The organism is Bacillus sp. BSL6 (assembly GCF_052928345.1).
In genome coordinates this window covers 226,378-245,620 of the sequence record NZ_JAVGCW010000003.1, presented here as the reverse complement: position 1 = coordinate 245,620, position 19,243 = coordinate 226,378, and the positions used below count along the sequence as shown (strand labels likewise).

At 33.7% G+C, this 19,243-nt stretch carries 22 protein-coding genes; 5 read left to right on the top strand and 17 right to left on the bottom strand.

Going from position 1 to position 19,243, the window contains the following annotated elements; translation table 11 throughout:
* Positions 1-334: 334 nt before the first annotated feature.
* Positions 335-982 (bottom strand): cyclic di-AMP binding protein CbpA, encoded by a 648-nt coding sequence (gene cbpA, locus RCJ96_RS12255; protein ID WP_046197594.1) that lies wholly within the window; start codon positions 980-982, stop codon positions 335-337.
* 244 nt (positions 983-1,226) lie between these two features.
* On the opposite strand from cbpA, the gene RCJ96_RS12250 reads away from it, so the two are divergent.
* From RCJ96_RS12250 to RCJ96_RS12240, 3 genes are all read left to right on the top strand, one after another.
* Positions 1,227-2,096, top strand: a complete 870-nt coding sequence (locus RCJ96_RS12250) for a hypothetical protein (RefSeq protein WP_446699790.1) — start codon at positions 1,227-1,229, stop codon at positions 2,094-2,096.
* Positions 2,097-2,304: 208 nt separating this feature from the next.
* Positions 2,305-3,612 (top strand): hemolysin family protein, encoded by a 1,308-nt coding sequence (locus RCJ96_RS12245; RefSeq protein WP_000353728.1) that lies wholly within the window; start codon positions 2,305-2,307, stop codon positions 3,610-3,612.
* Between the two features lies 1 nt (position 3,613).
* Positions 3,614-4,096 (top strand): DUF456 domain-containing protein, encoded by a 483-nt coding sequence (locus RCJ96_RS12240; protein ID WP_000215659.1) that lies wholly within the window; start codon positions 3,614-3,616, stop codon positions 4,094-4,096.
* Between the two features lie 24 nt (positions 4,097-4,120).
* Here RCJ96_RS12240 and RCJ96_RS12235 read toward each other — a convergent pair whose 3' ends face one another.
* The 4 genes from RCJ96_RS12235 to cls form a co-directional block, all read right to left on the bottom strand.
* Complete coding sequence (locus RCJ96_RS12235; RefSeq protein WP_074607253.1) at positions 4,121-4,741, bottom strand: NAD(P)-dependent oxidoreductase; 621 nt, start codon at positions 4,739-4,741, stop codon at positions 4,121-4,123.
* 101 nt (positions 4,742-4,842) lie between these two features.
* Complete coding sequence (locus RCJ96_RS12230) at positions 4,843-5,022, bottom strand: hypothetical protein (protein WP_001045960.1); 180 nt, start codon at positions 5,020-5,022, stop codon at positions 4,843-4,845.
* A gap of 186 nt (positions 5,023-5,208) precedes the next feature.
* A complete protein-coding gene (locus tag RCJ96_RS12225) occupies positions 5,209-5,667 on the bottom strand; it encodes a spore coat protein (protein ID WP_074607251.1) in 459 nt (152 codons plus the stop codon).
* Between the two features lie 30 nt (positions 5,668-5,697).
* Positions 5,698-6,882 carry a cardiolipin synthase gene (gene cls / locus RCJ96_RS12220; RefSeq protein WP_139302748.1) on the bottom strand — a complete coding sequence of 395 codons (1,185 nt, stop codon included), beginning with the start codon at positions 6,880-6,882 and terminating at the stop codon, positions 5,698-5,700.
* A 160-nt stretch (positions 6,883-7,042) separates the two neighbouring features.
* Between cls and RCJ96_RS12215 the strand changes: the two genes are divergently transcribed.
* Positions 7,043-7,129, top strand: a complete 87-nt coding sequence (locus RCJ96_RS12215) for a YjcZ family sporulation protein (RefSeq protein ID WP_000505094.1) — start codon at positions 7,043-7,045, stop codon at positions 7,127-7,129.
* Positions 7,130-7,255: 126 nt separating this feature from the next.
* Here RCJ96_RS12215 and RCJ96_RS12210 read toward each other — a convergent pair whose 3' ends face one another.
* From RCJ96_RS12210 to cotH, 8 genes are all read right to left on the bottom strand, one after another.
* Complete coding sequence (locus RCJ96_RS12210; RefSeq protein WP_000141167.1) at positions 7,256-7,762, bottom strand: acyl-CoA thioesterase; 507 nt, start codon at positions 7,760-7,762, stop codon at positions 7,256-7,258.
* Positions 7,763-7,957: 195 nt separating this feature from the next.
* The gene (locus RCJ96_RS12205; RefSeq protein ID WP_000488047.1) at positions 7,958-8,827 is read right to left on the bottom strand and encodes a TIGR03943 family putative permease subunit; all 870 of its coding nucleotides are present in this window, start codon (positions 8,825-8,827) and stop codon (positions 7,958-7,960) included.
* 3 nt (positions 8,828-8,830) lie between these two features.
* The gene (locus RCJ96_RS12200) at positions 8,831-9,727 is read right to left on the bottom strand and encodes a permease (protein WP_000418724.1); all 897 of its coding nucleotides are present in this window, start codon (positions 9,725-9,727) and stop codon (positions 8,831-8,833) included.
* A 198-nt stretch (positions 9,728-9,925) separates the two neighbouring features.
* The gene (locus RCJ96_RS12195) at positions 9,926-10,867 is read right to left on the bottom strand and encodes a magnesium transporter CorA family protein (RefSeq protein ID WP_000932393.1); all 942 of its coding nucleotides are present in this window, start codon (positions 10,865-10,867) and stop codon (positions 9,926-9,928) included.
* 184 nt (positions 10,868-11,051) lie between these two features.
* On the bottom strand, positions 11,052-12,431 hold the full coding sequence (locus RCJ96_RS12190; RefSeq protein ID WP_074607249.1) for a putative polysaccharide biosynthesis protein: 1,380 nt from the start codon (positions 12,429-12,431) through the stop codon (positions 11,052-11,054).
* Positions 12,432-12,528: 97 nt separating this feature from the next.
* Positions 12,529-13,131 (bottom strand): DedA family protein, encoded by a 603-nt coding sequence (locus RCJ96_RS12185; protein ID WP_074607247.1) that lies wholly within the window; start codon positions 13,129-13,131, stop codon positions 12,529-12,531.
* A 104-nt stretch (positions 13,132-13,235) separates the two neighbouring features.
* Positions 13,236-13,853: an NUDIX hydrolase N-terminal domain-containing protein gene (locus RCJ96_RS12180; RefSeq protein WP_074607246.1), complete on the bottom strand. Its 618-nt coding sequence runs from the start codon at positions 13,851-13,853 to the stop codon at positions 13,236-13,238.
* Positions 13,854-13,958: 105 nt separating this feature from the next.
* Entirely contained in the window at positions 13,959-15,035 is a 1,077-nt protein-coding gene (gene cotH / locus RCJ96_RS12175; RefSeq protein WP_074607244.1) for a spore coat protein CotH, read from the bottom strand.
* A 181-nt stretch (positions 15,036-15,216) separates the two neighbouring features.
* Here cotH and exsB point away from each other — a divergent pair, with 181 nt between their 5' ends.
* Positions 15,217-15,795 (top strand): exosporium protein ExsB, encoded by a 579-nt coding sequence (gene exsB, locus RCJ96_RS12170; RefSeq protein WP_000817501.1) that lies wholly within the window; start codon positions 15,217-15,219, stop codon positions 15,793-15,795.
* Positions 15,796-15,850: 55 nt separating this feature from the next.
* Here the strand turns inward: exsB and RCJ96_RS12165 are convergent, their stop codons facing one another.
* The 4 genes from RCJ96_RS12165 to RCJ96_RS12150 are packed head-to-tail and all read right to left on the bottom strand — an operon-like array spanning position 15,851 to position 19,170.
* A complete protein-coding gene (locus RCJ96_RS12165; protein WP_270794944.1) occupies positions 15,851-16,462 on the bottom strand; it encodes a phosphoserine phosphatase 1 in 612 nt (203 codons plus the stop codon).
* A 12-nt stretch (positions 16,463-16,474) separates the two neighbouring features.
* Positions 16,475-17,020, bottom strand: coding sequence for a short-chain dehydrogenase (locus tag RCJ96_RS12160; protein ID WP_074607243.1), 546 nt, complete (start codon positions 17,018-17,020; stop codon positions 16,475-16,477).
* Positions 17,021-17,033: 13 nt separating this feature from the next.
* Positions 17,034-17,450 carry a FosBx1 family fosfomycin resistance bacillithiol transferase gene (gene fosB, locus RCJ96_RS12155; RefSeq protein ID WP_000911692.1) on the bottom strand — a complete coding sequence of 139 codons (417 nt, stop codon included), beginning with the start codon at positions 17,448-17,450 and terminating at the stop codon, positions 17,034-17,036.
* A gap of 58 nt (positions 17,451-17,508) precedes the next feature.
* On the bottom strand, positions 17,509-19,170 hold the full coding sequence (locus RCJ96_RS12150; RefSeq protein ID WP_070805838.1) for a peptide ABC transporter substrate-binding protein: 1,662 nt from the start codon (positions 19,168-19,170) through the stop codon (positions 17,509-17,511).
* Between the last annotated feature and the right edge of the window lie 73 nt (positions 19,171-19,243).

The window sequence follows — 19,243 nt, the reverse complement described above, 5'->3', positions numbered from 1 at the left end:
CTTTCTCCATAATTTCTCCATTCCCCTTATTCTTACTCTAATTATTAATTTTTGATTTTTGATTTTTTTGAATTTTTAAATCATTAGAGTGGTATTGCGTGGAGTATAGTTGTCAGACCTCTTTGTTTTTATCACACATATAGTAACATATTTAGTTGAAAAATAAAAACATATTTTCAAATTGACTTTTTTGAAAATCAAAATTATCTACATTTTTTATTCTTTTGCACAAATATTGTTTCAAACTCACTTATTATCCTATCGTTATTTTCAAATAATTTTATACACGTAACATAACAAAAGCCATCCAACATAATTAGACGGCTTTTGCATATTATTCTATCGTTTCAACTTCACGTGGATTTTTCATCTCTTCCACATACACCACTCTAAATCCGTGATCTTCTAAATCTTTCAATAACGTCTCTAATTCACCATCGTTAAACTCTTCTCCTAATGTAAACATAATTCTACGAACCAATAAGGCATCATTATCAAAAGTCATTAAACTTTGGATACCTGTATATTTTTTTAATACTGTCGATAATTTTTGAATAGCCCCATTATAATCTTGTGTCCCAATCATGACAGAATATTTACTAGAATGAACGCCCCAAGCATCTTCTAATAGCTCAAAAACTTTTTTATGCGTTAAAATCCCAAGAAAGACTCCTTTTTCATCAACTACTGATAAATAAGGTAATTTTTTTATTGTAAAAAATACTTTAAAGAACGAAGAATCTTCTCTGACATATCCTTCTTTATCGTTTAATAGTTGTAATACACTCTCTTCCATTGAACCTTTATATTCTAAAATATCTACTTTATATATATTCCCTAAATATTTCTCTTTTTTTTCATCTAAAACTGGTACACAACGATAACCAGTTTTATTTAAATGCTCTAGCGCTTCCCCTACTGTAATTGAACTTGAGCAAAATAAAACTTCCCTTTTCGGCACATAATTCCCTTTAATCCTCATAAACAGCCTCCTTATGTTAAAATACTTTCTGTGCCATAACTATATTATATTTTCAGAAAAAAATAAATAATTTATTTTATTTTTCTGAAAATTATTCATTTTCTTGTCATAATTTATTCACGTTTCATTCAATTCTATCCACTACAATACTAAACTTCTTTAAGAAAAATATATTGTAACTTACTCCGAAAAAAGCTAAAATAAGAATAAGAATTTTCTGAATATTCAAAGAGTAGGTGATTACATGTCTTTATTTCGCTCACATATATATAAATTTATCGTTGGTGTTCTCATTATATTTATCATTAGTCCTATTCCAGCTTTATTCATTACACATAAATACTCATACATCACCGGCTTTATAAGCATTTTCCATAACTTCGCACAACTTTCTTCGATGACAATTCCAACGATTGATTGGATGCACGAATCTATCTTTTTCTCAGCAAATGAGATGGTACATACTGCTAATCAATCAACACCGTTATTCCCTTACATGTGGGAAATATATTTTTTATCGATTGTTCGTTTTACCTTTACTCTTGCGATCGGATTCTTCATCAGCTTAGGGGTTGGCCATTTATTTTTTAAAGCACCTCAATCGGTTAAAAAGTTCGCTTCTTTATTAAGATGGATCCCTTATTCTTTATGTACTGTATTATTACAATGCGCAGTCTTATTACTACTCCTATACATCACAAAATTTATAAAGATTCCTTACTACTCATCTTTTATCATCGTTTTTAGTACTTCCATGCTTATCGTTATGCAAGCAATAAAAAAATGGATTCCTTTCTTAAGTAATACAAATGAATATGAAATAAAACAAGCTTCTTTCCTTGTAGATACATTGTTTTTAGCGCTTACTTCGAATCATAAATCTATTTTAGGTTCCATTATTCTTTCATTCGTTTTTATGGAATGCGTTTTTCACGCAAGTGGGCTATTGCAATTTATCGTTCAATTCGGCGGAAATGCCCCTATTATTGTTACAATTAGCTTATTGCTTTTATATATCCCGTATTGCATACTCTCATTCCTTCAAACACTATGGACGACAAACTACTTTAAACAACAATCATACGCTTTAACGAGAAGTATTCCAAAACCTTAATTTGAAATAACCCTCTAGAATCTGAAAGTAGGGGGTTATTCCTTTTGTATAGCGGACAAAATAACAACAAATTCAAAAACCATTGCAGAAACATACCAATATTTACCCTTTTTCTTTGACTATTCTTTTCATTTGGATTTATTATAAAAGTATAACATAATTGCAGGAGGTGACATCTTTATTCCAAACGACGGAATAGAGAATACACTTGGACATATTAAATATTTTTCTCATCTTTGTTCTTATCCTTATTTCCGGCTTTTTCGTTGCATCAGAATTTGCTGTTGTAAAAGTACGAAAAAGTCGAATTGACCAGCTTGCAAACGAAGGCAATAAACAAGCCTTAGCTGCAAGAAGTGTCATTTCTAATTTAGATGTTTATTTATCAGCTTGTCAGCTCGGGATTACAATTACTTCTTTAGGGCTTGGTTGGCTTGGTGAACCGACTGTGGAACATTTACTACGACCGCTCTTTGAAAAGATTAATATTACTGGAACAATGGCAAATACTTTATCATTTATTATTGCTTTTAGTGTGATTACATTTTTCCATGTTGTATTAGGTGAATTAGTTCCAAAGTCATTCGCAATTCAAAAAGCAGAGGCAATCACGCTTAAGTTTGCACGACCACTTATTTTATTTGATAAAATTATGTACCCGTTCATTTGGTTACTTAATAGTACTGCTATCTTTTTCACAAAACTACTCGGTTTAGAACCTGCGAAAGAAAATGAACTTGCCCATTCTGAAGAGGAACTACGACTCATTTTAGGTGAAAGTTTCAAAAGCGGCGAAATAAATCAAACCGAATATAAATATGTAAATAATATTTTTGAATTTGACGACCGAGTTGCGAAAGAAATTATGGTCCCTCGTACAGAGATGATTTGCTTATCTACTGAAAATACGTTAGAAGAAAATATGGATATCGTCGCAACTGAAAAGTATACACGCTACCCTATCATCGAAAAAGATAAAGATGATATTATCGGTATGATCAATACGAAAGAAGTATTTCACGATCAAACGAAAGGCATTCATAAGCCACTTGAATCTTACATACATCCAGTACTAACTGTATTTGAAACTGTTCCAATTCGTAAAACACTGGTACATCTACAAAAGAATCGCGTTCAGATGGCAATCGTTATGGATGAATATGGTGGTACTGCTGGACTTTTAACAATGGAAGATATTCTTGAAGAAATCATTGGAGAAATTCAAGATGAGTTTGATGCAGATGAATCACCTATGATTGAAAAACGTACGCCTAAACTTACTGTTCTAGATGGAAAAGTACTTATTTCTGAAGTAAATGATATGTTTGGCTTACATATTGATGAGAGCGACTTAGATACAATTGGAGGCTGGCTATTATCGCAAGCAGTTGACGTAAATATTGAAGCTGGCTACTCCATCGAATATGCCGGTTTTCAATTTAAGGCATTAGAACTTGATGGACATCAAGTCAAAAAAATTGCTGTACATAAATTAGATATACAAAAGGAGTTATAAAGTGACTGTTTTCTTAACAATCTGTATCATTGCCTGTTTCATTATTTCATTTCTAGCTTTTATTTATCCTATTATCCCGGGCATCCTAGCTGTCTGGGCTGGATATTTCATTTACCATTTTGGTATAAATGGCGGAGAACTAACGATTTCTTTTTGGATTATTCAAGCTATTTTCACACTATTCATTTTCGTTGCTGATTTTATTGCAAATGGATATTTCTTAAAGAAATACGGTAGTTCTAAATGGGGCGAACGTGTCGGAATGATTTCGATCATTGCCGGATCTTTCTTCTTCCCACCATTCGGACTTATTATCATACCGTTCTTAGCGGTATTTATAACCGAATTAATGCATAAAAAAGCGCCAAAAGACGCTTTTCTAGTAGGAGTTGCTACTGTAGTTGGTTTTTTAAGCAGTACAGTAGCGAAAGCCATTCTCCAAATCATTATGATTATCATATTTGTATGTTATATCGTCTTTTAACCATCCCAATTTCGGGATGGTTTTTTAATATGAAATACCTACTCGACTATTCTCATATTTGTTTTCACTACACAGATTCCATGTAAATTGCGCTGTATCACCAACTGTTATTTTTGCTCCTCCTTCTGGTAATACATCTTTTTCAGTTCGATATACCCCTGTCACATCACCGTCAATTAAATGCGTCGGACAAACGACCGTCCAACATAAATTACTACTACTAAGTATCTTATATGCAGCTAAATGATCTTCTGCTGCTGTTGTCGACTTTCTCTTTGATTCCGTTGATTGAAAACGATATAAATTTAGATTTGTTCTTGCTTGTAAAATACCGGCTGTTCCTATTGTAATGATTTTACGAACTCCTTCTTCTTCCATTTTCTTTATAATTTGTGGCATACTCTTCGCTAACGTCCCATTTTGATCCGTTCCAAGTGCACTAATTACTATATCGCTTCCTTCTATCGCTTGCTTTATATCATTTTCATTTAATACATTACCTTCTATAACTCGTAATCTTTCATGATTTATTTCTACTCTACTTGAATCACGCGCTAATGCAGTCACTTCTGCTGAATCTTTTAATGCTAATTTAATTATGTTTGAACCTACTCGCCCTGTTGCTCCCAATATACATACTTTCATTTGTTTTCCCCCTCTTTCATTCTTTCTCTATTTTTCAATAATCTCAATCAATTTACAACAAAAAAGCTTCCTCACATAAAAGAGGAAGCTCTATTATTACATTATTTCTTTTCTTTAGAATCCGTAGACTTCTCAGTTCCACTTGTTTCTTTATCCTTTTTATCCTCTTGTTGTGTTGTTGTATCGTCTTCTTTCTTCTTGTCCTCACCTTTACTACAACCTACCATTAATAAAGAACTTGCAAGTGCCATAGCAGTTAATGATTTAACCCATTTGTTCATTTGCGTTTCCTCCTTGTGATAGAATATGTACAACCTTATATTACTCTCTGTTTTTAAAGTAGAGATTGATAAATAGTAAATAAACAGTAAATCTTTGTAAATTTTCTGATAATAAATATGTAAACTTAATCATTTTTCTCCACGAAAAATAAAAAACTAAGGCGCCTATCTTTCCGCCTTAGTCTCTTATGCAAATTTCTCATTTTCATATACATGTTTAATCTTATACTCTTTCTTCACCACATATTGCCATACACTATAGGCATAACGATTCATTTTCAGGAAGCAGTTTTCTAAAAACGAGCGAAATTCTGGATTTGCAACTTCAACTGCCACTTGAGCAAACTTTAACGCTAACCGTTTCAAATGCGCAATATAACAAGTTGCAATATAAATATCACCTGTATATTTACTATCAGTTTCCTTTTCCATTTCATGAAAATGAAATGAAATTGGTTCACAAGTTATATGCTGTACATTCTCTCCTTCTTGAAAATTCACTTGTTCATTATATGCTTGCAACATATATGGTAAATGATGCTGTAATAGCTCCTTTAATTCTTCGTCTCTTACCTGTCCTGTATACTCCCCAACCTTATATATAAGCATATAACTATACCTCATCAATTCTTTCATACAATCCATGAAAGTGCCTCCCTACTTTTTGTCTATATGCTATAAATATGATGCTATAACATTTGCTATTCTTGCTAAAAACCAATCCCATTTACTAATTTTCTCAAAATCTTCTTCCGAAAATCTTTTTGATTTATGGAAGTCTTCTTTTAGTCGATCCCATACGTCAGCAACAACTGTTCTATCATATATGACACAGTTAGATTCACAATTTAAATAAAAACTTCTATTATCAAAATTCGCTGTACCTATATCAACAATTTCTCCATCAATGATTGTTACTTTCCCATGAAAAAAACCATTCCGATATTGATAAATCTCCGCTCCAGCATGTAACATGTCTTTCAAATACGGATAGGCAGCTTGTTTTAACAATACTGCATCACTTTTAAATGGTACGAGAATTTTCACATTGACACCGCGGTTTAATGCATCTTTTAACGCTTTTATCATTTCTTTACTTGGTACAAAATATGGCGTTGCAATAATTAAAGATTTTTTAGCCTGCTTTATAAGCGCTCCATATTTTTCCCATAAACCTTTTCCGTCTGAAAATAAATATTGATATTTCACATTCCCTATTGCAGGTAAACTTTCATGTACAGGCATTTTTTCTCCCGTATCTTCTTTCCAGTCAGCAGAGAATTTTCTTTCCATATCCGTGGCACCATTCCCCTTGACTCGTACATGATAATCACGCCACGGACCAAATTTCGGATTTTGTCCAAGGTATTCCTTGCCGATGTTAAAGCCACCAATATATGATACTTTTCCATCTATTGTAACAATGCGTCTATGGTTCCGTTGATGCAACGAGTAGAATATATGTTTCAGTTTAGGTTTTTTACTAAATGTAAACTGAACACCATTGCTTTTCAGTTGACGAATTACCTTTTTCTTCAGCTTATATCCACCTATTCGATCGACTGACAATTTCACTTCTACTCCGCTAGATGCCTTTTTCTGGAGCAACTGCAATAACTCTTTGCTTATTTCATCTTTACCTACAATATAAAAATGGATATATATGTACTTTTCTGCATTGCGTATATCATCAAATAATTTCGTATATAATTCTTCACCGTTCGTATACAGTTGAAATTCACCCAATCGAACTTGTCCTAATTCATATTCACTAGCCATTTTTTTCCCCATTTCCACATCGATGTTCATCCAAATGAATACACCTATTAAACAAAGGATTACAACGAAAAAGTGTTTCATGGATATTTTCCTTTCTCCACTTACTGTTATTTCTATATCTTCCCTTTTTTAATACAATATCATTCAAGAAAATATGTCATTGCATGATATATGTCCATATCAAACGATAGCTCATTTGCATATTGTATGTTGTATCTTAAAATAAAAGGAGGAAATAACAATGGGCTTCGCACATGGTAATGGATTCGCGCTATTAGTCGTATTATTTATCCTCTTAATCATCGTCGGTGCTGCTTGCTTCTGCTAAGTAGTTACTGTCACATGATATGCGGATAGAAAAACTATAAAAGCGGACACCTACTTTTAGGTGTCCGCTTTTCATATGAAAAACATTTCGGTCTGTTATAATACCATTAACGACTAAATATTCAACTCAAAAAGTTAGTAATGTAGCTACTTTCTTACTCTCTGCCTTACGTATATGACGTTGTTCTGCACGCAACACTGCAATGCGATGTAATTCTTTCTCTTCTTCTGTTTCAGGGATTACTCGCGGCACAGGAACTGGATTATTTTCCTTACTCAGTGCAACAAAAGTAACAAAAGACGTTGCTGCGATACGCTTCTCACCTGAAATTAAATCTTCCGCTACTACCTTCACAAATACTTCCATAGAAGTTCTACCCGTCCAAATTACGAAGGATTCATAACTAACACAATCTGAAGAGCGAACTGGATGTAAGAAATCCACCCAATCCATAGAGGCTGTGACACATTCTTTTCTTGCATGCCTCGTTGCTGAAATAGAAGCAACCATATCCATCTCGGCTAATATCTTTCCACCAAATAGCGTATTGTGATCATTTAAATCTGTCGGAAATACTCGGCTCGTTTTAAACACTCTGGATTCATTTGCTGTTTTTCCCTTTACTTCAGTCATTGTTATCACCTCTTTGATTATTTAACCCGCTATTTGTAGACAATAAGAATCCCACCACAAAATTCGGCTCGAGCAAAGAAGTTTGGCAAGAGTTCCCTTCCCCATTCACACTTGAACAGTATGATCCTATTACAACTACTCATTTAATATTAACAACATTCAGAACCTTTAGTCCATAAAAAAGAACCGATGTTATCAATCGGCTCCTCTAAATACATATTGTTCTTTTGGTTGTTCAACTTTATTCCATTTCGTTACTTCTAAAACAGGGATATTCGCATGGAACGGCTGATAAAATTCAGTAGAAATTTCTCCCTCTATTTGAATCCAATCATCGTTTTTCCATTCTACACCTTCTGGCTTTTTCACTAACATACCATATACACCAGAATCCGCTACACAATGTATAATACCGAAACGGAATAAGAAGTATTGTTCTTTTTTAGAAGAATCATCTTTGAAAACAAAACCTTTAAATGATAATTTTTTCCCAGTAAACTCACCAGGGTAATTGTAAATCGTCTCCATTCCTTTTAGGAAGTTTTCATCATTTAAAGTAACACTATCCTTTGTTACAAACTCTTTCTTCCCTTTCTCCATTACACCACGGTATCCTTCTTTTCCGTAATATATACTCGTGTCAGGTCTTAAAAATTGCCTTCTCATAAATGGATCTGTACTTTCTGCTTGTGCAACAGGAAAATGAAACCCTTTTGCCTTAACTATATCTGAATCTAACGTTGCAATTGGAAAAAATAATCCCGAAACAATTGGAAAACAGAACAATGTGTACGAGAATGCTTTTTTCCACCATGTATTCTCATCTTTTGAATGGTCATGCCCGCAATGGCTATGATCACAACTACAATCCTGTTTTCCTTGTTCTTTCTCATGTTCTTTTTGGAAAACGATAATAATTTGAACGATCGTTAAGAAACCTAAAATAATAGCTGCTGTTGTTGATAAATAGGCATACTTCATATTGATATACTTCGTAATATTACCTGAAATATGAAGCTGCGCGATTAAGATTGTAAAACCTAATAATATATATGCTCGAAACATAACCTACCACCCCATCGCATAAATGAGTAGTGAGCTTGCATAAACAACAAGTGTAACTGTAACTGTAACGACAATTACAAATTTTGTTTTAAATGTCGCAAGCATCATAAACATATTTTTAATATCCACCATCGGTCCATATACAAGGAACGCAACAAGTGACGCTGTTGAAAATGTACTTTGGAATGATGAAGCAATAAACGCATCCGCTTCTGAACAAAGTGATAATATATATGCAAGTCCCATCATAACAGCTGGTGAAGAAAACGGCCCTTGTCCTATAGCAAGAAGTGTTGAAGTTTGTACGAATGTTTGAACTGCAGCTGCAATTAACGCTCCTAATACTAAATATTTCCCCATCGAGAAAAATTCCTCAACAGCATGCGTACATACATCCCACATTTTTTTACGTAACGGACGCTTATGATTCACTTCTGGGAAGTGATCATCTCGTAATTGATGTTCTTTAAACATAAATGATAATATAATTCCAACGATAATTGCTACGATAATCGCTACAATCGAACGATACCATACCATGTGCATACTACTTCCAAAAGCAACGTATGTTGCAAATAATACGACCGGATTAATAATTGGACCAGTTAACATAAATGCAATCCCGGCATATGGCGGAACCCCTTTTCCGATTAATCGTCTTACAATCGGAACGATTCCACATTCACAGCCCGGAAACATCATCCCTAAAAAAGTAGCCATTAAAACAGACAGAAAACGGTTTTTCGGCATCCATTTTGCTACCATATCTTCTGTCACAAACATTTGAATGAATCCTGAAATAAATACACCAATGAGCACGAAAGGAAGTGCTTCGATCAATATGGAGATAAAGATTGTATTCATTTGCAGGAATGCTTTCGGTAATTGAAACAATTCCATGATGTATTTCCTCCAACTTTTCATTAACAATATGTAATTTTAACCCCATTTTATTAATTGGACAAGACTTATACGGAATTCACACCTTTCATATACATGACATTTTATAAGTTTTATTCTATTCCAAACTTTGGATTTCATAGCAAAAAAGCTGCTCTAGCGCAGTTATACAACTATGCTAGAGCAGCTTTTTTATCGTTAAAAGTAACGTTTCTTCCAAAAAACAAATGCTAATGTAAGAGATAGTGTTACACATATGATGAGTACAATTACAAAACCATGTGCTTCTCCTTCAAACGGAACTTTTACGTTCATTCCAAAGAAACTAGAAACCATCGTTGGCAACGATAAAATGATTGTAATAGACGTTAACAATTTCATAACACTATTTAAATTATTTGATATAACGGAGCTAAAAGTATTCATCATTCCACTTAAAATGTGACTATATATTTCCGCCATTTCAATAGCCTGTTTATTTTCAATTAATACATCTTCTAATAAATCTTGATCGTCTTCATACATTTTTAAAAATGTACTGTTACGCATTAATTTTTGAATTACAATTTTATTCGCCTTTAATGATGTTGTAAAGTAAACTAAACTTTTTTCAAGGCCTAGCAATGTGAAAATCTCTTTATTTTTCATCGATTTATTTAATTGGTGCTCTAAATCAATTGTTTTTCTGTTAATTTGCTTTAAGTATCTTAAATAATAAGTAGAAATCGTATATAAGAGCTGAAGTGCAAAGCGTGTCTTTTTAAACGTATAAAATTCTTTAATACGTTGATTAATAAAACGTTCAAAAATTGGATTTTCTTCTAAACAAATTGTAACAAAGCAATCTGGCATTACAATCATACCTATTGGAATCGTGTCATAAATCGAATTTCCTTCTTCATCATGTCTAACTGTTGGAATATCCACGATTATTAAAGTATTATTGTCTTCCTTTTCAATACGAGAGCGTTCTTCATCATCTAAAGGGTCTTTAATGAAATCTAAGTCTACATTTAAAGTTTGTACTAGATATTGAATTTCTTCTTCCGTTGGATGAAGTACATTAATCCAGCAACCCTTTTGCATTTCCTCAACCTCTTGTAGTTTTCCGTTTCGGTCTGTTAAATAAATATTTAACATACTATCACCCCGATTCTTTTTACATGTAGGAATCTACCTCTCTTACATAACAGTTTTTGAACCGCCATTCTCAGCATATGAAACATACGTTTAAATTTCAATAGAAAAATTATTTTGAAAACGTTTTTATAAGAAAAATATTATAAACAAAGAAAAAGACAGAGTGCTCTCTGCCTTAAAAAGCTTATGTTGCCTTTATAACATATTTAGAAAGCATCCACAAGTTAAAGCCAACTGAAATCGTATAACCAGCGTATGTTGAAATAATAAAACTTACATAATCAAAATACGGAAGCAATACAATATTTAAAACTATCTTTACAATAATGCCAATCACTAACCCTAGCACCGTTTTCTGTTGCTGATTGATTCCTTGGAGCATCGCAGCTGTTACTGTAAAAAGCGAAAATAGTATACAGGCAGGAGCGTAATACTGTAAAATAATACTTCCCATCTCTGGATCATTTCCGGCACCGAATAAAAGAGTATATACCGGCTTTGCTAACATCATCATTCCAATCGCCGCTGGTACCGTAATACCTACTACTAATAGATTCGTCCTCGTAAAATGTTTGTACAGTAACTTCACATTTCCTGCTGTATAAGCTTTTGTCATCTCAGGTACGAGTGACATACTAAAAGCAGTCGCAACGGAAACTGGGATAAGTACAACCATCTGAACAAGTCCAATTATTGCATTAATCTTCTCTGCTTCTCCTTGCATATATCCCATTTGTATAAGCAATTTATTAATTGTAAATGTGTCAATCGTCTGATACAACGGAATTGCTAAACCAACCACCACAAATGGTATTGAATATGTAAAGAGCTCCTTATATAGCGAAAAAAAAGATTTCGTTGTTTGCGGTATACTTACCATTTCTTTTTTCTTTAAGTGCTTTCTCCTCCTTATGTAATACGCACTTAAAACAGTCAGTCCACCTATCGCTCCCATAAAAGCACCGAACGTTGAAATACCAACAGCTAGAGAGACAGAAGCTTTTAAAATATATAAAACGACAAAACTTCCTATCAAAATGGTTAAGACTCGAAAAAATTGCTCTACAACTACACTTAGAGCAGAAGGCCCCATCGATTGGAACCCTTGAAAAAAGCCTCGTAATAAACTCATTACTGGTACAAGTATTAACGCAAAACTGACAATTTGAATATTAGTAGTAACCGCCGCTACACTATTCCCCGTTTGATCATTTCCATCGATTACAAGTTTAGCCAAATGCGGAGCTAGCATATATAACGTAAAACACGAAATAACTCCCATTATAAACATAAACACCATTCCACTTTTCAGCACTCTCTTCACCGTATGATAATCATTTAGTTGATCATATTTTGATACCATCTTTGAAACCGCAAGTGGTAGTCCCATCGTGGCAATGCTGAGCATAATTGTATATGGACGATAAGCATACGTGTATAAAACATACCCACTCGTACCGACCATAGCTGTAAATGGTATAACATATATAAACCCTAACATTTTAGATATCATCGTTGCCATTGTTAAAAATATCGTTCCACGTATAAACGGTGACCCTTTCATCACATTCCCCCGCTACACTTTATTATTACACATTATGGACAACTCTTTTTTTTTAGAACCGAAACAAGTAAAAAAAGCCAATGAAAAATCATTGACTTTAACGCGCTGCTTTTTTCTTTTTGAAATACTTTAAACCGAAGTATAGAGCAATAAAGAGAATCGCTCCTATAATTATGTAATGTGTGTAATCAGATGCATATTCTTTAATATGTCGCCAATTTCCACCAAGCTTTTCACCTAAATATATAAATAGTATTGACCACGGAATAATCGCAACTACTGTATACAGTGTGAATAGTTTTAATGGCATCTTAGCTAATCCTGCTGGAATAGAAATTGCATGACGTACGACTGGGATAAAACGTGCCGAAAAGATTACTCCTGCTCCGTAACGCTTAAACCAATTTTCTGCTATGTCTAAATGGTTTTTATTAATAAGCAGATATTTCCCATATTTCTCTACAACTGGACGTCCCCCGTAGTATCCAAGCCAGTATAAAAAGATTTGGGCTAAAGTACCACCGATTGTTCCAGCAATAACTGCACCAACAAAGCTAATTTTACCATCTGCGACTAAAAAGCCAGCATACGAAAGTACAATTTCACTCGGGATAATTTCAATCATTAAAGCTAGCGCTACTCCAAAGTAACCTAAACTTGCAAAAAATTGCAATAACTGATCTATTATGCTTGCTAACATCTTATTTTCTATCTCCTTTTTTCTTCACATACCATCTCATTATTACATAAAGGTTGCATTCTGCCAATATCTTCATGCCGACAATATCACAGGCATACGCATTATTAATCTATTACTATTTCTTTCTGAGGTTCTTTTAGGTAGGCAAACATTTGTTTAATTTGCTCTTCTGTATTTCTAGCAATCGATAAATTAGGCAATTCATTTTCACCAAAAAACTCCACATCATCTGTTTCAATACTAGTTTTCTTTTCACCACCAATAATTTTACAGCCAATAAAAATTTTATATACATGCGTTGCTGAAGGCGATGGTTGATGTTTTTCTTTATCAAATATAGCTAGTAACTTAAAATGATCTACCTCATAACCTGTCTCTTCGAAAACCTCTTTTGCTGCTACTTCTGTCGGCGTATAACCGATATCAGCCCATCCACCTGGCAATGCCCATTTCCCATCACTTTTTTCTTTCACAAATAATAACTTTTCATTTTGAAAAACGACTGCTCTTATATCGACTTTAGGTGTTTGATAGCCTGTCTCACTTGCAAATAACTTCTCTACAACTTCCCAATCTGTCTTTGTATAATGTGACATCATCGAAATGGAAATATCCCGTAATTGTTGGAAACGTTCTATATCATACACATCCTTAGAATACGTTAAACCCGCTTGAGCTATAGATTGTATTTGTTTTACCCAATCAATCCATTTTACCGTCATGTTTCCACATCTCCATCCTTTATTAAGTATATATTACGCCAATTCTACCAATACTTCTTTATTATACAAAAAAAGAGATTGATAATGTTCCAATCTCTTTCAAAATTAATCCAATTCATGTAAATGATCTTGTATATACTTTCTTCTTTTATTTATATATTCCTCAATCATATCAGCTTCTTGATCAAATATTTCTAATTTTTCTTTCATATATGGATCTTGTAGTAAATAAGGACGAATCGACTCACACAAACTTTCTACTTTCGGCATCATAAATGAAACGGTAAATTGTTCTGCTAATATTTCTTCTAAAATACTTCGGTATTGTTTTCTAAATATAGGTATATCTAACAATCTTGCACTTAATGTGTTATAACCTTGAATACGAATATATTCATGATTAAGTGGTCTCCCTTGTACATCTCGCCCCCAAGTCGCATCATAATCCCACGGTATTACTTCAAATAAATTTGTTTCATCATTATGATATAGTGCATAGTTATGAACGAAACCATCAAAGTTTTGTGTAAAAATAACGCCAGCTAACCATCGTAAATATTTATCAACATGCAAAAACTTCCCAATTTCTTTTTCATAAGATTCCCTCGACAAAGCGTTCGCTTGAAATACAAATTCACTCAGCTGTTCTTCACTATTTTCATTCGAGTATTTAAATTCATAACCCGCAAAGAGCTCGGTCTTAACATCTTTATCTCTCTCACTCATTAAAGAAAAATTCGCATCATCATCTATCGCATAATAAATAGAACCACTCGGTAATCCTCTATTTTTCAAAAAGTTTTCGTCAACTGATTCTAACTGTAAATATACACCTTGAATTTGACCATTAATTTTTATAAACACATGTTGTGATTTCGGTGAAAGTACACCAATATCATGAAAAAAGTCTAAAGATAATTTATTTCGTATGAGAGACGGATCCATAAACTCAGAATTTAAATGAATCTCTTTCGCACCTTGAAATTTTTTAGGCTTATAAAACATAACATGATAAGATTTTTTCTCAAATTCACGAATATGAGCACCACGGTATACGATATCAATATCATACTTCTTTTTTCCATAAGTTAATTTTGCTGGTACTGGACTGTCTGACCAAATGTCTTTTTTCAATTCCACTAAGTACATTGGATGAATAAAAAAATCATATGAAGGTAACATGTTTTCTCATCCCTTCTCAGTTCTCTTCATTCAATGTATGCACTTTGCCTTGTCCATACATCCGCTATCAACCATTTATATAAAATTACACTCTTGTCCTGTTCAGAAAGATACCTATATACATATCCTGTTAATGAAAAAGAATACCTTTTCACCTGAATACATGATAAGGAGGATTTCTATGAAACGTGATATTAGAAAAGCGGTTGAAGAAATCAAAAGTGCTGGGATGGAGGATTTCTTACACCAAGATCCAAGTACTTTTGAATGCGATGATGATAAATTCACTCATCATACTTGTACAACTGGATGTAAATGTACAACTGGGGGTAAATGTCCAAGAACAAGATGTACTCGCGTGAAACATTGTACGTTCGTTACAAAATGTACGCATGTGAAAAAATGGACATTTGTTACGAAATGTACTCGTGTACGCGTTCAAAAATGGACGTTCGTTACGAAAGTGACGCGTAGAAAAGAATGCGTTTTAGTTACAAAACGTACTCGCAGAAAACATTGTACATTCATTACAAAATGCATACGCTTTGAAAAGAAATTTTTCTGGACTAAACGAAGTTTCTGTAAAAAGTGCGAATTCTTCCCGCATAGACACGGCGGCTCTTGCGATGATTCATGCGATCATGGTAAAGACTGTCACGATGATGGACACAAATGGAATGATTGCAAAGGCGGACATAAATTCCCATCTTGCAAACACAAGAAATTTGATCACTTCTGGTATAAAAAACGTAATTGTTAGTTTTTATGCCTACAAAAAAAGGCCGTTTTGCGGCCTTTTTTACGTTTATCCCGCTTTATTGAAAATGACTTATATCTGCAAATTGCTTCACTTCACCTTTACCATCTTCAAATTCTATTATACTGAGACTAGCACTATGCATAAATGGATCATTCCACACATTTTCTATTTCAATACCTGCAAAATGTCCTACAAGTAATTTTGCTGCTGCCGCATGGGAGACAATTAATATACTTTCTCCTTTATGCTTTTCCAAAAGAAGCTGCATCCCCTCAATTACCCTTTTATGAACAGCCTCAAAATTTTCTCCTGATGTTGACTGAAAAAGATGTGGTTCATACCAAAATAACTGTATGTCGTCTGGGTATTGCCTTTCTATATCATCAATTGTCTGTCCTTCCCATATACCCATGCTAATTTCATAGAAATGCTCATCCGCGATTATCGGTATATCACGTTCTCCCTTTATTAACTCTGCAGTATGAAGGGTTCTTTCACTCGGACTACTATAAATCGCATGAATAGATAAATCTTTCATTCGCTCTCCTAATTGCTTAGCTTGTAGCATACCATTTTCAGTTAAAGCAGAATTTTTCCGTCCTTGCATTCGCTTCGCTACATTCCATTCCGTTTCACCATGCCTTGTTACATATACCGTTGTCTTCACTTCAATTCCCCCTTACCATGTTGGCCGCAATTCCCACGGTTCTACTCGTCCTACAATCCATTCATTACATTTACTTTCAATTCCTTTTATTACCCCATCCGATATTTCTTCATGAGTAAGCCATCTTGCGTATGTATCTTCTAATATAAAACCTAAAATTATTCTATGATAGCTACATCGCGTACCGCCTATTTTTTGTGAGGCTATTCTCGATGCTTTACTGCCTAAAATATGAAAAACTTCGTATGTTTCAGACGACAAGTCTAATTCTCTACAAATAAGTGATAACGCATCTTTTGCACTTGAGTGTATCCATGCGACAACTAATGTTATTGGGCCATTCTGCTCAATTGCGCTTTTAATAGCTACCCTTACATCGTCATCATTATGATAATCTAACGGAAGGCATGTGATATTTTCTGGTATAGCACTCTCTCGTTTAACATTTTCTAATTTCACTTCATCTCTTCCAATAATAGAAACTTGAAACTCTTGCTCACAAAGCCATATAGAAACCCTCTTTAGCATTCCTGTTCCACCAATTACTAGCGCATGCAACTTCTTTTCCTCCTTAGTAAAATGTCATATGAGGTTTATCTTCCCTATAATAATTAAGTCTGTCTTGCAATGTCCCTGAATGAAATTCAAACTTATGCCCGTCTGGGTCAACAAAATAGATAGATTCACAATCCCTTACATCACGTTCTCTTCCTTGTAAAATATGAACATCATTTTCTTCTAATCGCTGCAGTAGACGTTCAAAGTCTTTCTGTTCAACAGAAAACGCAATATGTGTATAAGATTGATGAATCTCGTTTCTTGGAATATGTATTTCTTCATTAAGCGCTATCCATACTCCACATATATTAAAATATGCAAGTTTTCTTCCTCTAACTAATAATTCTCCTTCCAATACTTTTTCGTAAAATGTAATAGAATCTTCTAAATTAGATACTGAAAAACAAAGATGATTGATCCCTTTTAACAACTCTAATTCCTCCTATACAAATAAAAGATGAGCGAAAATTCACTCATCTTTTATTATACTATTTTTTTGTAATATATGCCCATTTATAACTGAAGTCCCCACCAAACGTATGATTTGCAATACCTTTTACGTATGGTTTCTCTAAGTATGCGGTACTTTGTTGGTACGTAGGAGAAATGGCAGCATCTTGACCAATTAAGATTTTTTCCGCTTCTGCAAGTGCATTCCAGCGTGCTTTATCATCTTTTAATAGTTCTCCTTTTGATTTCGCTACTAACTCATCATACTTTGGATTAGAATAATCCATTTCATTAAATGAGCTTCCAGTAACAAACATATCAATATAAGTCATTGGATCTGGATAATCTGGACTCCATGCAGATAACGAGAATTCATATTCAAATTTCTTTTCTAAATCCAACTTCTGCTTATATGGCTGTTGTTTTAAATTCACTTTAATACCAGGTAAATTTTTCTCTAACTCTTCTTTAATAAAGTCTCCTACTTTTTTACGACTACCGTTATCATCATTTAGTAATTCGACTGTAATTGTATCTTGGCCAAGTTCTTTCTTTGCTTCTTCCCATAATTTTTTCGCTTTTGCTGCATTATCTTTACTGTCACGGAAATTTTTATTTACAGTACGGAAATCTTTCCCATCTGGTCCTGTCGTAAATTTTTCAGGTACTAAGAAATATGCTGGCAGTGATCCGTCATTTAAAATAACATTTGCAATTCCTTTTTTATCATATGCTAGGTCAATTGCTTCACGAACCTTTTGATTTTTAAACGTTGCATTTTTTTGGTTAAATCTTAAGAAATACATACGCGGATCTAACTTCGTTTTAAATTCATCTGGCTTATTCTTTTTATATTTATCAACAAATTCAGAAGTTAAAATAACACGGTCCGCTTGATCACTATCATATAAATTTACTCCTGTACTTGTTTCCTTCACAATATTCACATTAATTTCTTCTAACTTCACAGTATCTTTATCCCAATAATTAGGGTTTTTCTTTAACTGATAACTTCTTTCATGTTTCCATTCACTCATCGTAAACGGTCCATTATATAATAATTTATCTGCTTCTAATCCGTATTTATCTCCTTGTTCTTTCACATATTTTTCATTTAAAGGGAAGAATGTTGGGAATGAAGTAAGCTCAAGGAAATATGGTGCTGGTTGTTCTAATTCTACTACTAACGTTTTATCATCCTTCGCTTTCACTCCTAATTGATCTAACGGTAACTCTCCTTTATTTACTTTCTGTGCATTTTTCACATCAAATAAAATAAATGCATACTCAGCTGCCATTGCTTTATCTAATGTACGTTGCCATGCATATACAAAATCTTGCGCTCGAACTGGATCACCATTTGACCATTTTGCATCACGTAATTCAAATGTATATGTCTTTTTATCTTCACTAATTTTCACGTCTTTTGCCATACCTGGAGTTGGTTTATTATCCTTATCCAAACGATATAATCCTTCCATTGCATTTACAAAGGCACGGAATGATACAGAGTCTGTTGATTTTGACGTATCCATTGAAGGAATTTCAGCTGTTTCTAGTAAGTTTAATACTTGCTTATCTGCTGCCCCCTTACCTGTTTCTTTCTTCGTTGTAGATGCCTTCTCCCCATTTCCGCAACCTGCAACTAATACACTAGTCGATAATGCAACTGCAGCAATCGTTGTTACCTTTCTCTTCATTCTTCCTTCCCCCAATCTATATGTATAAATGAAAGCCAGTATAATACATATTATTATACAAAAGATTCAGATT

Excerpts from the sequence above, each read along its gene's own strand:
- cbpA (WP_046197594.1), bottom strand. The coding sequence starts at position 982 with ATGAGGATTAAAGGGAATTATGTGCCGAAAAGGGAAGTTTTATTTTGC.
- RCJ96_RS12250 (WP_446699790.1), top strand. The coding sequence starts at position 1,227 with ATGTCTTTATTTCGCTCACATATATATAAATTTATCGTTGGTGTTCTC.
- RCJ96_RS12235 (WP_074607253.1), bottom strand. The coding sequence starts at position 4,741 with ATGAAAGTATGTATATTGGGAGCAACAGGGCGAGTAGGTTCAAACATA.
- RCJ96_RS12230 (WP_001045960.1), bottom strand. The coding sequence starts at position 5,022 with ATGAACAAATGGGTTAAATCATTAACTGCTATGGCACTTGCAAGTTCT.
- RCJ96_RS12225 (WP_074607251.1), bottom strand. The coding sequence starts at position 5,667 with ATGGATTGTATGAAAGAATTGATGAGGTATAGTTATATGCTTATATAT.
- cls (WP_139302748.1), bottom strand. The coding sequence starts at position 6,882 with ATGAAACACTTTTTCGTTGTAATCCTTTGTTTAATAGGTGTATTCATT.
- RCJ96_RS12215 (WP_000505094.1), top strand. The coding sequence starts at position 7,043 with ATGGGCTTCGCACATGGTAATGGATTCGCGCTATTAGTCGTATTATTT.
- RCJ96_RS12210 (WP_000141167.1), bottom strand. The coding sequence starts at position 7,762 with ATGACTGAAGTAAAGGGAAAAACAGCAAATGAATCCAGAGTGTTTAAA.
- RCJ96_RS12205 (WP_000488047.1), bottom strand. The coding sequence starts at position 8,827 with ATGTTTCGAGCATATATATTATTAGGTTTTACAATCTTAATCGCGCAG.
- RCJ96_RS12200 (WP_000418724.1), bottom strand. The coding sequence starts at position 9,727 with ATGGAATTGTTTCAATTACCGAAAGCATTCCTGCAAATGAATACAATC.
- RCJ96_RS12195 (WP_000932393.1), bottom strand. The coding sequence starts at position 10,867 with ATGTTAAATATTTATTTAACAGACCGAAACGGAAAACTACAAGAGGTT.
- RCJ96_RS12190 (WP_074607249.1), bottom strand. The coding sequence starts at position 12,431 with ATGAAAGGGTCACCGTTTATACGTGGAACGATATTTTTAACAATGGCA.
- RCJ96_RS12185 (WP_074607247.1), bottom strand. The coding sequence starts at position 13,131 with ATGTTAGCAAGCATAATAGATCAGTTATTGCAATTTTTTGCAAGTTTA.
- RCJ96_RS12180 (WP_074607246.1), bottom strand. The coding sequence starts at position 13,853 with ATGACGGTAAAATGGATTGATTGGGTAAAACAAATACAATCTATAGCT.
- cotH (WP_074607244.1), bottom strand. The coding sequence starts at position 15,035 with ATGTTACCTTCATATGATTTTTTTATTCATCCAATGTACTTAGTGGAA.
- exsB (WP_000817501.1), top strand. The coding sequence starts at position 15,217 with ATGAAACGTGATATTAGAAAAGCGGTTGAAGAAATCAAAAGTGCTGGG.
- RCJ96_RS12150 (WP_070805838.1), bottom strand. The coding sequence starts at position 19,170 with ATGAAGAGAAAGGTAACAACGATTGCTGCAGTTGCATTATCGACTAGT.